10 protein-coding genes are annotated in these 13,469 nt (G+C 74.2%); 6 read left to right on the top strand and 4 right to left on the bottom strand.

The window, feature by feature from the left end:
• Window positions 1–43 precede the first annotated feature (43 nt).
• From HDA43_RS10005 to HDA43_RS09990, 4 genes are all read left to right on the top strand, one after another.
• Window positions 44–1,174 carry a glycosyltransferase family 4 protein gene (locus HDA43_RS10005; RefSeq protein WP_179819449.1) on the top strand — a complete coding sequence of 377 codons (1,131 nt, stop codon included), beginning with the start codon at window positions 44–46 and terminating at the stop codon, window positions 1,172–1,174.
• A 17-nt stretch (window positions 1,175–1,191) separates the two neighbouring features.
• On the top strand, window positions 1,192–2,286 hold the full coding sequence (manB, locus tag HDA43_RS10000; RefSeq protein WP_179819448.1) for a mannose-1-phosphate guanylyltransferase: 1,095 nt from the start codon (window positions 1,192–1,194) through the stop codon (window positions 2,284–2,286).
• A gap of 40 nt (window positions 2,287–2,326) precedes the next feature.
• Window positions 2,327–3,394 (top strand): DNA-3-methyladenine glycosylase family protein, encoded by a 1,068-nt coding sequence (locus HDA43_RS09995; protein ID WP_246423938.1) that lies wholly within the window; start codon window positions 2,327–2,329, stop codon window positions 3,392–3,394.
• A gap of 286 nt (window positions 3,395–3,680) precedes the next feature.
• Complete coding sequence (locus HDA43_RS09990) at window positions 3,681–6,299, top strand: bifunctional FO biosynthesis protein CofGH (protein ID WP_179819447.1); 2,619 nt, start codon at window positions 3,681–3,683, stop codon at window positions 6,297–6,299.
• A 72-nt stretch (window positions 6,300–6,371) separates the two neighbouring features.
• On the opposite strand, the gene HDA43_RS09985 is transcribed toward HDA43_RS09990, so the two are convergent.
• From HDA43_RS09985 to cofD, 4 genes are read right to left on the bottom strand one after another with little or no spacing between them, the layout of a single operon-like run.
• Window positions 6,372–7,130, bottom strand: a complete 759-nt coding sequence (locus HDA43_RS09985) for an SRPBCC family protein (protein ID WP_179819446.1) — start codon at window positions 7,128–7,130, stop codon at window positions 6,372–6,374.
• Window positions 7,131–7,760: an ArsR/SmtB family transcription factor gene (locus HDA43_RS09980; protein WP_179819445.1), complete on the bottom strand. Its 630-nt coding sequence runs from the start codon at window positions 7,758–7,760 to the stop codon at window positions 7,131–7,133. It lies immediately after the preceding gene.
• Between the two features lie 49 nt (window positions 7,761–7,809).
• A complete protein-coding gene (locus HDA43_RS09975; protein ID WP_179819444.1) occupies window positions 7,810–9,132 on the bottom strand; it encodes a coenzyme F420-0:L-glutamate ligase in 1,323 nt (440 codons plus the stop codon).
• On the bottom strand, window positions 9,129–10,151 hold the full coding sequence (gene cofD / locus HDA43_RS09970; RefSeq protein WP_246423937.1) for a 2-phospho-L-lactate transferase: 1,023 nt from the start codon (window positions 10,149–10,151) through the stop codon (window positions 9,129–9,131). The genes HDA43_RS09975 and cofD overlap by 4 nt, the downstream gene beginning before the upstream one ends.
• 236 nt (window positions 10,152–10,387) lie before the next feature.
• On the opposite strand from cofD, the gene HDA43_RS09965 reads away from it, so the two are divergent.
• Together HDA43_RS09965 and HDA43_RS09960 are read left to right on the top strand one after the other, a co-directional pair.
• Window positions 10,388–12,682 (top strand): hypothetical protein, encoded by a 2,295-nt coding sequence (locus HDA43_RS09965; RefSeq protein WP_179819443.1) that lies wholly within the window; start codon window positions 10,388–10,390, stop codon window positions 12,680–12,682.
• Between the two features lie 228 nt (window positions 12,683–12,910).
• Entirely contained in the window at window positions 12,911–13,171 is a 261-nt protein-coding gene (locus HDA43_RS09960; protein ID WP_179819442.1) for a WhiB family transcriptional regulator, read from the top strand.
• Window positions 13,172–13,469 lie beyond the last annotated feature (298 nt).

Genomic DNA, 13,469 nt, shown 5'->3' with positions numbered 1-13,469 from the left:
TCCGCGCGCATCACACCGAACCCGTTGGGGGGAGTGATCCTCGGTGACGTTCCGGGTGCTTGTGGACGCGGCCGCGGTCCCCGCGGACCGCGGCGCACTGATCAGATACGTCGACGGGCTCGTCGCGGCGCTCGACCGGGCCGGCACCGACCTCGCGATCGTCTGCCAGCGGGCCGACGGCGAGCGGTACGCCGCGCTCGCGCCGTCGGCGCGGATCCTCACCGGCCCGCTGCGGATCGCCAACCGCGCGGCCAGGCTGGCGTGGGAGCAGACCGGCCTGCCGGTCCTCGCCCGGCAGGCCGGCGCCACGGTGATCCACGCCCCCTATTACTCGATGCCGCTGCGCTCGGGCCTGCCGACCGTGGTGACCGTCCACGACGTCACCTGCTTCACCGAGCCCGCCCGGCACGACCCGCTCAAGGCGGCGTTCTTCCGCTCGGCGACCCGCACGGCCGTACGGCACGCCGCGCGGGTGATCGTGCCCTCCAAGGCGACGCGGGACGAGCTGGTCCGGGTGCTCGCGGCCGACCCGACCCGGATCGACGTCGCCTACCACGGCGTGGACCCGGCGCTCTTCCATCCGCCGTCCGCGCGGGAGGTCAGGCACGCCGCCGACCGGCTCGGCCTGCACGGCGCCCCCTACGTGGCCTTCCTCGGCCCGCTGGAGCCGCGCAAGAACGTCCCCAACCTCGTCCGCGGCTTCGTCCGCGCCGTCGGCGACCTGCCCGCGCCTCCCGCGCTGGTGCTGGCCGGGGGTACGGCCGGCGCCCGCGACGCCGGCGTGGAGGACGCGGTGCGCGAGGCGCCGTCGCGCCTGCGGGTGCTGATGCCGGGATACCTCGCCTTCACCGACCTGTGCGGCTTCTTCGGCGGGGCGACGGTGGCGGCCTTCCCCTCCCTGGGAGAGGGCTTCGGGCTGCCGGTTCTGGAGGCGATGGCCTGCGGCGCCCCGGTGCTCACCACGCACCGCGCCTCGCTGCCGGAGGTGGGCGGCGACGCGGTCGCCTACACCGAACCCGACGACGTCAGCATCGGCGAGGCGCTGCGCGCGCTGCTGGCCTCCGGGGAGCGCCGCCGGGCGCTCTCGGCGGCCGGTCCGGCCCGTGCCAGGGAGTTCACCTGGGAGGCTTCCGCGGAGGCGCACGTCGTGTCGTATCGGCGCGCGGTCGAATAGTGAGCTAACCTCGCGGGATGATGGAAACCCCTTTGCCGGATCTTGAGGCGATCCTCCTTGTCGGTGGACAGGGCACGCGCCTTCGTCCGTTGACCCTCGGCACGCCCAAGCCGCTGCTGCCCACGGCGGGGGTTCCCTTTCTCGCGCACCAGCTCTCGCGGGCCCGCTCGTTCGGCGTGCGGCGCATCGTGTTCGCCACCTCCTACCGGGCGGAGATGTTCTCCGAGGCGTTCGGGGACGGCTCGGCGTTCGGCCTCTCGCTGGAGTACATGACCGAGGAGACGCCGCTCGGCACCGGCGGCGCCATCCGCAACGCCGCCGAGGCGCTGACCTGCGGCCCCGACGCGCCGGTGCTGGTGCTCAACGGCGACATCCTGTCCGGCCACGACATCGGCGCGCAGGTCGCCATGCACGTCGAGCGGCGGGCCGCCGTCACCCTGCATCTGACCGAGGTGGACGACCCGACGCGCTTCGGGTGCGTGCCGACCGACGACGAGGGCCGGGTGACGGCCTTCCTGGAGAAGACCCCCAACCCGGTCACCAACCGGATCAACGCCGGCTGCTACGTCTTCACCCGCTCGGTGATCGACACGATCCCGGCCGGCGAGGTCGTCTCGGTCGAGCGGGAGACCTTCCCCTCGTTGATCGAGGCGGGCGTCCCGGTGCTCGGGTACGCCGACGCCTCCTACTGGCTCGACGTGGGGACGCCCGCCGCGTTCGTCAAGGGCTCCCGCGACCTGGTCCTCGGCCGCCTCCACTCGCCGGCCCTGCCCGGCCCCACCGGCGAGTTCCTCGCCCTGCCCGGCGCGGTGGTCTCGCCCGAGGCGAAGGTCGAGGGCGGCTCGACGGTGGGCGCCCGCGCGGTCGTGGAGTCCGGCGCGCAGGTCTCCGGCAGCGTGCTGAGCGACGAGTGCGTGGTCCACGAGGGGGCGACGGTGGTCGACTCGGTGATCGGGATCGGCGCCGAGATCTTCCCGGGCGCGGTCCTGCGGGGGGCGGTGATCGGCGACGGCGCGGTGGTCGGCTCCGGCAACGAGTTGCTCGCGGGCAGCCGTCTCTGGCCGGGTGTCGTGCTGCCGGAGTGCGCCGTCCGCTTCTCCAGCGACGTCTGACCGCGGTTCGCGGGTACGGCCCGGGGGCAAGGGGAGCGGCATGGGAGGGCGTTTCCGCAGGGGCCCCGGCGCGGCCTGGCCGCCGCGCGGCGCGGGCGGCTCCTGGACGGTCGGGCCGCGCGGGCCGGTCGGGACGCCCGGCGAGGCGCTCCGGCCGTCCGAAGCCGGGACCGGGGCGTCGCCGGTCCTCACCGGCCCGGCGGGCGGCGGGCCGAAGCGGCGTGAGTGGCCGCAGGACCGGCCGCTCGACCTGGAGCTCGTCCTGGCGCCGCACCGGCGGGGCGGCGGTGACCCCGCCTGGCGGATGACCCCCGACGGGGCGGTATGGCGGACGTCACGGACCCCCGACGGTCCCGGCACGCTACGGGTCTCGCTGCGGCACGGCCGGGTCAGCGGCGCCGCGTGGGGACCGGGGGCCGGCTGGCTGCTGGAGACCCTGCCTGCGCTGCTCGGCGCCGACGACGACCCCGAGGGGCTCGTCCCGGCGCACGACGTGGTCCGCCTCGCCGCCGGACGGCACGCGGGCCTGCGGATCGGGCGCACCTTCCGGGTGCTGGAGGCGCTGGTCCCCGCCGTTCTCGAACAGAAGGTTGTGACGGCCGAGGCGTGGCGGGCGTGGCGGTGGCTGCTGCGCCGGTACGGCGAGCCCGCCCCGGGCCCCGCGCCCGAGGGGATGCGGGTCTTCCCCGCCCCCGAGGTGTGGCGGTCGATCCCCTCGTGGGACTGGCACCGGGCGGGGGCCGAGGCCGTACGGGCGCGGACGATCGCGAACGCCGCGTGGCACGCCGCCAAACTGGAGGCGGTCTCGGGCAGTGCCGAGGCCGACCGGCTGCTGCGGGCGCTGCCCGGGGTGGGGGTGTGGACGTCCGCGGAGGTGCGGCAGCGCTCGCACGGCGACGCGGACGCGGTGTCGGTGGGCGACTTCCACCTTCCGTCGCTGGTCGGCTGGTCGCTGGCGCGGGAGCGGACCGACGACGCGGGGATGTTGCGGCTGCTGGCCCCCTACCGGGGCCACCGGCACCGGGTCAGCCGGCTGTTGGCGCTGTGCGGTGAGCGGCCGCCCGCTCGCGGGCCGCGGCTCGCCGCGCGCGACTTCCGCTCTTTCTGACCGGGAAGCGGTCCGCGAAGGCCGTGGCGGGCTGCCAGTCGCGGCTGTCGCGTGAGTCGGCACCGGCCAGCGGGCCGAGGGCGGCGACGAGGCCGAGGGCGAGAAGAAACCAGATCATCATCGGCTCCTGTCAGGGATCTCCTTGGGACTCCTCAAATATATGTTTACGCATGCATTTACGTCTATCGAGACTTTCTTTACCTGACAGTTCAGATCTGCTGAAATGTCTGGACGGCGATCCGGACCCGCGGCGAGCCGGCCGGGGAGCGGGCCGTAATGTGCCCCCATGAGCGTGAACCCCACCGACACCGCGACGCGGCGAGCCCTGGCCCGTGCCCGGGACGGCAAGACCCTCGACGTCACCGAGGCCACCGTCCTGCTGCACGCGACCGGAGAGCACCTCGAAGCCCTGCTGGAACACGCCGGGCGGGTCCGGGACGCGGGCCTCGCCGCCGCCGGGCGGCCGGGGGTCGTCACCTACAGCCGCAAGGTCTTCATCCCGCTGACCCGGCTCTGCCGCGACCGGTGCGGCTACTGCACGTTCGCCGTCGCCCCGCACCGGCTGGAGAGCATGTACCTCGGCCCCGACGAGGTGCTGGACATCGCCCGGCGGGGCGCGGAACTGGGCTGCAAGGAGGCGCTGTTCACCCTCGGCGACCGGCCCGAGGACCGCTGGCCCCAGGCCCGCGAGTGGCTGCACGCCCACGGCTACGACGACACCCTCTCCTACGTCCGCGCCATGGCGATCCGGGTCCTGGAGGAGACCGGGCTGCTGCCGCACCTGAACCCGGGCGTGCTGTCCTGGCGCGACCTGCAGCGGCTCAAGCCGGTCGCGCCGTCGATGGGCATGATGCTGGAGACCACCTCGCGGCGGCTGTTCGAGGAGAAGGGCGGCCCGCACTACGGCTCGCCCGACAAGGACCCGGCGGTACGGCTGCGCGTCCTGGAGGACGCCGGGCGCACGAACGTGCCGTTCACCAGCGGCATCCTCATCGGCATCGGCGAGACCGTCGCCGAGCGCGCCGAGTCGCTGTTCGCGCTGCGCGCGGTGGCCCGCGAGTACGGCGGGCTCCAGGAGGTCATCGTCCAGAACTTCCGCGCCAAGCCCGACACGGCGATGCGCGGCATGCCCGACGCCGACCTGCGGGAGCTGGCCGCCACGATCGCGGTGGCCCGGCTGGTGCTCGGACCGCGCGTGCGGTTGCAGGCCCCGCCCAACCTGGTGGACGGCGAGCACGCCCTGATGATCCGGGCCGGCATCGACGACTGGGGCGGCGTCTCTCCGCTGACGCCCGACCACGTCAACCCCGAGCGGCCCTGGCCGCAGATCGACGACCTCGCCGCCCGCACCGCCGCCGCCGGGTTCACCCTGCGTGAGCGGCTGACGATCTACCCCGAGTACGTGCTGGCCGGCGAGCCGTGGCTCGACCCCCGGCTGCGCGGGCACGTGGCCGCACTCGCCGACCCGGAGACCGGCCTGGCCCGCGAGGGCGCGACGCCGGTGGGCCGCCCCTGGCAGGAGCCGGACGGCGGGTTCGCCGCCGCGGGCCGGACCGATCTGCACACGGCCGTGGACACCGAGGGACGCAGCCGCGACCGCCGCGACGACTTCGACCACGTCTACGGCGACTGGGACGCCCTGAGGGACCGCCTGCCCGCGGGCCCGCCGTCCGGGGACCGTGCCGGGCGGGCGCCCGCGGCGCTGCTGGGGGAGGTGTCGGAGGCGCTGCGGCGGGCCGCGTCCGACCCGGCCGGGCTGACCGAGGAGCAGGCGCTCATCCTCCTCGACACCGCCGGCGACGCCGACGGCGCGGGCGCGGACGACGCCGCGCTGGACGAGCTGTGCCGGATCGCCGACGACCTGCGCCGCCAGGCGGCCGGGGACGACGTGACCTACGTCGTCAACCGGAACATCAACTTCACCAACGTCTGCTACACCGGCTGCCGGTTCTGCGCCTTCGCGCAGCGCCGTACCGACGCCGACGCCTACACGCTCAGCCTGGAGCAGGTCGCCGACCGCGCCTGGGAGGGGTGGCAGGCCGGGGCGACCGAGGTGTGCATGCAGGGCGGCATCCACCCCGACATGCCGGGTGACGCCTACTTCGACCTCGCCCGCGCGGTCAAGGCCCGGGTGCCGGACATGCACCTGCACGCCTTCTCGCCGATGGAGGTCGTCAACGGCGCCAGCCGGCTCAACGTGTCCGTCGAGGAGTGGCTCGCCGGGGCCAGGGAGGCGGGCGTGGACTCCCTGCCGGGGACCGCGGCCGAGATCCTCGACGACGACGTGCGGTGGGTGCTGACCAAGGGCAAGCTGCCCGCCGCCGAGTGGGTCGAGGTGATCACCACCGCCCACCGGCTCGGCATCCCGACGACGGCCACGATGATGTACGGCCACGTGGACACCCACGCCCACTGGGTGCGGCACATCCGGCTGATCCGCCGTATCCAGGAGGAGACCGGCGGCTTCACCGAGTTCGTGCCGCTGCCGTTCGTCCACACCAGCGCCCCCATCTACCTCGCCGGGATCGCCCGGCCCGGACCGACGGCACGGGAGAACCGGGCCGTGCACGCGCTGGCCCGCGTCCTGCTGCACGGCGCGATCGGCAACATCCAGTGCTCCTGGGTCAAGCTCCGCGACGACCTGTGCCGCCAGGTGCTCCAGGGCGGCGTCAACGACCTCGGCGGCACGCTGATGGAGGAGACGATCAGCCGCATGGCCGGATCCGAGAACGGCTCCTTCAAGACGATCACCGAGATCGCGGCGATGGTCGCCCCCACCGGCCGGCCGGTCCGGCAGCGCACCACCTCCTACGGTGTGCCGGACGCCGAGCGGCTGGCCGCCGCCGCGGCGAGCGACGGCGTCTGCCGCAGCGTACGGGCCCCGCTCCCGCTGGAGGCGCGCTGAGCCTGCCGGACGGGCATCGCGGGGGCGTTCCCTCCGAAAGGAGGGGCGGCCCGCGACGTCCCCGCCCGATGATCAGGAGAACAGGGCGGTGAGCCAGTCCTGCCAGGCCCGTTCGGCCTTCGCGGCGTCGGCGTCGGGGGCGAACAGGTGGTGGCCCAGGACCATCACGTCGCCCCGTTCCGGGCCGGAGTGGATGAACCGGTAGAGGCCGTCGGCGGTGCGGACGCCCAGCAGGGACCGTCCGGCGGCGTAGTCGACCACGCCCTCGACCGGGGCGAGCCCGTCCACCGTGACGCGGGCCGGGTCGCCCGCGGCGGGGTCGCCGGGCAGGCCGAGCGCGCCGGTGAGCAGCGACCAGGCGCGGTCCTGGTCGGCGGACCCAGGGCGGAAGGCGGAGACGACCGCCGTGGCGGTGCGGCCGGGGAAATGGAGCAGGTAGGCGGCCAGGGTGTGGAGGTACATGTCCCAGCCCTCCTGCATGGCCTCGTACTCGGCCTCCCAGTCGTCGCCGAGGAAGCCGTGCTGCGCCAGGCGCAGCACGGTGCTGCCGCCGTCGCGTCCCTCGATGAGGTACTCGAAGGCCATGAACCTGCCGTCGGGGGCCTCCTCGCCGCGGTGGGCGAACCGCTTGCCCGGCTCCCAGGCGGTGATGGTGGAGCCCTCCGCCATGCCGCCGAGGGTCATCCGCGTGCTGCCGCCCTCGCCGCCGAGGACCTCGTTGCGCCCCATGAACCACGAGTCGATGCCCGGACCGGTCGCGATGGCCTCCCACACCTCCTCGGGGGTGGCCGGAAGGGTGATCTCCTTGCGCAGATCGAACTCGTGCAGCATTCAGCTCTCCTCGGTGCCGTCGGACCCGGTGGTCCGAGTCTGCACCGATTCGGGAGTGACGCGCGGATGAATCGCGATGACGAGGCGGTGGGGCCGCCCACCCTCGGCCGTCTCGTCGTGGTACTTGGCGACCAGCGCGGTGACCGCGCCGGACAGCTCCTCGGCGAAGGCGGCGCGGTCGGCCGCCGAGGCGAAGCGCACCTCGCCGTCGATGGCGAACGTCGCCACCCGCTTCTGCGCCCGGGTCGCGCCGCTGATCAGCTCGCCCACGTCGCGCACCAGCCGGGAGGCGACGGCCAGCAGCCAGCGGGCCGACAGCCGGTCGGGCGCGCGCGACGGGTCGGGCGCCACCGGGGCCAGCGCGACCGGGGAGATGACGTAGGAGGAGGCGGTGGCGCGCATCACCCGCTCGGTGACGTTGCCCTTCCTGCGCTCCTCGACCAGCTCCACCAGGCCGTGCTGCTCCAGGGTCTTCAGGTGGTAGTTGACCTTCTGACGGGGCAGGCCGACCTTGGCGGCCAGCATGGTGGCCGAGGCCGGCTCGGCCAGCTCGGCCAGCAACCGGGCCCGGATCGGGTCCAGTGAGACCTCGGCCGCGGCCGGGTCGTCGATCACCGCCACATCCAGCATGCCACCACTGTATCCGACAATCTTTCTTGTCGGAAGGGCGGGATCCGGCCTACCGGACCGCGATGAAGTCGTCCGCCTTCCTCGGGGCCCGCTCGCGCGGCGGCGCGGCCGGGCGGCCGATCGCGACGGCGCCCATCGGGTCCCACGTCGCGGGCAGGTCCAGTACCTCGCGGACCACGTCGCGGCAGAACATGGTGGACGACACCCAGGCCGACCCCAGACCCTCCACCGCGAGCTGGACCAGGAAGTTCTGCACCCCGGCGCCCGCCGCGACCACGAACATCTCCCGCTCGGCCGCCGCGCGGCGCCGGTCGGGGTAGGTGTGGGAGCCGTCCATGACCAGGCAGGGCACGGCGAGGTACGGCGCCGCCCGCAGCACCTCCCCGCGCCTGACCCGCCGCTCGATCGACGCCTCGGAGAAGCCGTCGCCCCGCAGATCGGAGATCCACGCCTCCCGCATGGCGTCGAGCAGCCGCAGACGGGCCTCGGCCGACTCCAGCAGCACGAACCGCCAGGGGGTCGTGTGGTGCGGCGCCGGGGCGGCGATCGCCGCGTCCACCGCCCGGCGGACCTTGGCGCCGTCCACCGGCTCGGCGGCGAACTCACGGATGGTGCGGCGGGCGAAGACCACGTCGCGCGAGCCGTACCGGAACATGTCGTCCTCGGACTGGCGGACCAGCTCCCGCACGCCCGGCCCGTCCTCCTCGGTGGTGTACTCCGCCATGCCGCGGATCACCGCCACCGGGGTCTGTGCGATCTTGCCCTTGACCAGGTCTCCGGCGGCGGCGAACTCGTCGGCGATCGCGGTGAGGGTCACCTCGAGCGGGTTGCCGTAGTCGTCGGACAGGCCCCGGTAGTCGAGCATGGCGGTCATCCCGGCCACGCCCACGGCCATGTCGGTCTGGCCGTTGCGCCAGGGACGGCCGAAGGTGTCGGAGACGATCACCGCGACCGACACGCCGAGCCGCTCCCGGATGCTCCTGCGGACGGCCACGGCGGAGGCGTCGGGGTCGGCCGGGAGCAGCACGACGGTGCCGGGCTCGGAGTTGGAGGCGTCCACCCCGGCGGCGGCCATCACGAACCCGTGCGAGGTCTCGGCGATGACGGTCTCGCCCCGCCGGGCGACGACCCGCCGGGTCTCGTCGGCGACGGCCTCCGAGCGGCCTACGCCGCGGCGGACCCGGCCCTCGGCCTTGCTGGAGATCTTGGAGGTGACCACGAGGATGTCGCCGTCGCGGAGGTCGGGCATGGCCGCGGCGATCAGCGCGCCGACGTCGTCCCCCTCCCGTACCTCGGGCAGCCCGGGGACGGGGAAGATCTCCAGTCTGGTCTCGGCGGGCTGCTCGTCCTGCTTGCGGCGGGTCCTGCTCATCTTTCCTCTTCGTCTTGTGCCCCGGCGGCTTCGTTCCGCGCTCCGGTGGCTTCGCTCCCGGTCCCGGTGGCCCGGCCGCGCGAGGCCGCGAGGTCGGTGGCCATGTCGAGCGCGGCGCGGGCGATCGCGGTCGCCGCCTCGACGTCGTGCATGATCAGGGGGCGGGCCTCGACGCGGACGCCGTCGAGGCCGACCCCGGCGTCCTCCTCGGCGACCAGCCAGCCGTCCAGCAGCGGCGAGCCGTACAGCTCCAGGACGGCCTGGGCGGTGGTCTCCACACCGATCGCGGCGAGGCAGGCGTCGGCCATGCCGCGGACCGGGGCGCCGCCGACGATGGGGGAGACCCCGACGACCGTCTTGCCCTCAAGGGCCTCCCGGATGCCCTTGATCTGCAGGATCGTGCCGATGCTGACCACCGGGTTGGACGGCGGCAGGATCACCGCGTCGGCCTCGGCGACGGCCTCCAGCACGCCGGGGGCGGGCCGGGCCTCGTCGGCGCCGACCAGGACGATCCGCTCGGCCGGGACGGACGCGCGCATCCGCACCCACCACTCCTGGAAGTGGATCGCCCGGCGGCCCAGCTCGTCGGAGACGACCACGTGGGTCTCGACGCGGTCGTCGGTCATCGGGATCAGCCGCACACCCGGCTCCCAGCGGGCGCACAGGGCCTCGGTGACCGCGGACAGCGGGTATCCGGCCCGCAGCATCTGGGTGCGCACGATGTGGGTGGCGAAGTCGCGGTCTCCCAGGCCGAACCACTGCGGTTCGACGCCGTAGGCGGCCAGCTCCTCCTTGACGACGTGGGACTCGTCGCGCCGGCCCCAGCCCTGCTCCTCGTCGATGCCGCCGCCCAGGGTGTACATCACGGTGTCGAGGTCGGGGCAGACCTGCAGGCCGTACAGGACGATGTCGTCACCGGTGTTGCCGATGACCGTTATCTCCGAGTCGGGGGCCGCGGCGCGCAGGCCGCGCAGGAAGCGGGCGCCGCCGATACCGCCGGCGAGGGACACGATGCGCATGACGTCCAGTCTTCCACTGCCTCGTGGCGGCCGGTCCGGAAGCCCGGCGTGAGGCGGCGGCCGCCTTGTCTTGATCGTTACGGGAGCCGTCCGCGCAGGCGGGAGCACCGATACGGTCGTCCGAAATATACGGCAGTGTCCTTAATGGTTGTCTTGTGGGTCTGGTGAGGTTGCAGAGAGTTCCGACGTGTAAGTCGGCCATGTGCAAAACTGGCTCGGATTTACCTGACGACCCGGTGGGGGTAGTTGTGAACAACGTCGAGGCTGACCGGCTCCGCGGACCGGCCGCGTGGCTCATGGTCGCCACGGCGGCCATGAACGTCCTTTTCGGCATCACGCGGCTGCTGTTCGGGCTGTCCGGCTACGGCGAGGTGTCCTTCGCCGTCCGCGCCCAGGCGATCCTCGGCGGCCTCGCCTCCCCGGTTTTCGTCGCGCTCCTCGTCGGCGGCGTCCTGCTCGGAAGCCACTTCGGCCCGCCGGTCGCGCGGCTGAGGCTCATGACCCAGGTGGCCGTGGCCGCCCTCGGCCTGATGACGCTGTTCGGCGCGATCGGCCTGATCGGCGGGCTGTTCGCCGGTGACGACGTCATGGGCCTGCTGGAGTTCCTTCTCCTCAACGTTCCGGCGCTGGCGCTCGCCGCCGTCGGGCTGCTCCACCTGCTGCCCCGGATGTCCGCGGCCGCTCCCAAGGCCCGGCCCGCCGGGTTCGCCGAGGGAAGCGGCCTCGGCGCCGTCGGCGGCCTGGGCGGCGCGCAGGAGCAGCGCCCGCAGGAGCGGCAGTACGCCCCGGCGCAGGAGCAGCCCGTCCCGGCGCCCCCGCAGGCCGGACCCGCCGGGGGCCGGCAGGACCAGCCGTTCCAGCAGGGCTTCCCGCAGAACCCGGCCCAGCAGCCCGATTCGCCGCATGCCCCCCAGTACGGCGCCCCGCAGGCCCCCCAGCAGGCCCCACAGCAGGGTTTCCAGCAGCAGGAGGCCGCCTTCCAGCAGGGTCAGCCTGGCCACCAGAGCCACCAGGGCCAGCAGGGCTTCCAGGGGCCGGGGATCCCGCAGGGCCCCGCGGAGCAGGCGCCCGCCGCCCAGCACGGGTTCCCGGACCAGGGCGCGCAGCCGGGTCTCCGGCCGCAGGAGGCCCCGTCCGGCGCCCACGGCCAGCCCCAGCACTCCCGGGGCCTTCCGGCCCTCCCGCCCGCGCAGAGCGGCACGCAGGGTCCGGCGGTTCCGCAGGGCCCCGCGGCCCCGATGGTCCCCGAGGGGCACGGCGGCGGCTACCCGTCCGAGAACCACCTCCAGTCCGCCGCGACCACCGCCTACCCGGCCCAGCCGAGCGAGGGCCACGTGCCTGCCTACGCGCCGCCGGCCGGCGAGGGGCACGCGCCCGCCTATCCGCAGGCCGGCGAGGGGCACGGGCCGACCTATCCGCAGGCCGGTGAGGGCCACGCCCCGGCCGCCTACGCGCCGCAGGCCGGCGACCAGGGGTACGGCGCGCAGCCTCCGGCCTACAACCCGGCTCCGGCACAGCCCTCCCTGCCCCCGCAGACCCCCGCGGCCCCGGCCGAGCAGCCGTACACGCCCGGCCCGTACGTGGCGGCCGACGTCCAGCCCGCGGCCACGCCGTACGAGCAGCCCGCGGCCACGCCGTACGAGCAGCCCGCGGCCACGCCGTACGAGCGGCCGGCCGCGCCGTACGAGCGGCCGGCCGCGCCGTACGAGCCGCACGCCCCCTACGCCGCCCAGGCCGACCAGACCCGGCCCCCGGCCTACGGCGAGCCGCAGCCTCCCGGCTACGACCGGCAGCCGGCCGAGAGCGGAATGGGCGGTTACGCTCCGCAGGCCGAGCAGCAGACGCCGTTCTACACGCCCCCGCAGGAGACCTACTCGCCGCAGGAGGGCTACTCCCCGCCGGCCGAGGCCGGGGCGCACACCGCCTTCGACGGCCGGCCGCAGCAGTCCTTCCCGCAGCCGCCGGAGAACTACGGCCAGCCGCTCACCGGCTACTCCGGCGGCGAGTTCGCCTGGCAGACCGAGCAGGGCACGCCCTACCAGGCGCCCGCCCCGGTGGACCCCCGCTCCCAGCAGATCGCCCAGGCCTACCAGCAGGCGGAGAGCTACGCCCAGCAGGCGCAGGGGACCGAGCCGCAGCTGCGCGTCCCGGAGTACATGTCCTCCCCCGGCTCCCCGGGCCCGCAGACCGGCGGCTACGACGACCCCTTCGGGCATCCGCAGGCCCCCCAGGGGCCGCCCGCGGCGCAGCCGTACCAGCAGCAGGGCGGGCAGCAGGGCGGCGGGCAGTGGGACGCGCATGAGGAGTCGACGATGCGGCTCACCCCCGGCGCCTATCAGGGAGACCCGCTGAACGACCCCGACCCCGGGCTCCGGCCGTGGGACTCACGCCCGACCATCGACCCGACCGCGATCTACAAGCCGGAGCGCTCGGCGCAGGTCACGGGAGAGGAAAGCACGGATAGAGAAAGGGTGGGCCCCGGTCAGGAGCAGAACATGTCCTGGTACGGTTCCGACCGCCGAGAGCACTGAACGCCCAGGCGATCGTCATGATCGCCTGCCGATCGCCCTCGTGGCGAGGAGCCACGACACGCCGACCGGGGAGAGCAGGTCTTTCCCCGGACATCGGCATGCCGCTTGACGTCACACAGGCCACGCGCGTGTAATTACACACGTGTTGTTACGCCTTCCTCCTGCTGGGTAGGAGGGGGGCGTTCATAGGGGGGCTCGATTTGCGGGCGGGTGGCAGGGAGGTGTGCAGTGGCCGACCTGGTCATCGCACAAGACGGCATCGCTGAGGAGCAGCTCGGCTGGCAGGAACGCGCGCTGTGCGCGCAGACCGACCCGGAGGCGTTCTTCCCGGAGAAGGGGGGCTCCACCCGGGAGGCCAAGAAGGTCTGCCGCTCGTGTGAGGTGCGTGCCGAGTGCCTGGAGTACGCGCTGGAGCACGACGAGCGGTTCGGCATCTGGGGAGGGCTCTCGGAGCGAGAGCGTCGCCGGATCAAGCGCGAGGCGGTCTGAGGGTTCCGGCAGACGATGAGGGCGTCCGGAGAGGGCGTCCGGTGACATGACGAGGGGTCACGTGACCGTGGGGGGCGCGTGGCCCTTTTTTCACGCCCGCGCCCTGCCCGTCCGCGCTCGCGTGTACCGCGCGCCCGCGCCCCGGGACGCCCTGCCGGCCCGCGCGGTGCTCCGCCGCCCGCGCGCCCCCTGACCGCCCGCCGTACGGCCCGCCGCCACGCGAGGCCGGTGTCCCTCCCCGGGCACATGATCCTTCCCCGGCGGACATGACCTTTCTTCCGCCCCTGACATGGCCTGA

The sequence above is a fragment of the Streptosporangium sandarakinum genome (assembly GCF_013409935.1).
Taxonomy (GTDB): domain Bacteria; phylum Actinomycetota; class Actinomycetes; order Streptosporangiales; family Streptosporangiaceae; genus Streptosporangium; species Streptosporangium nondiastaticum.
This window is presented reverse-complemented; position numbering and strand designations above follow the sequence as displayed.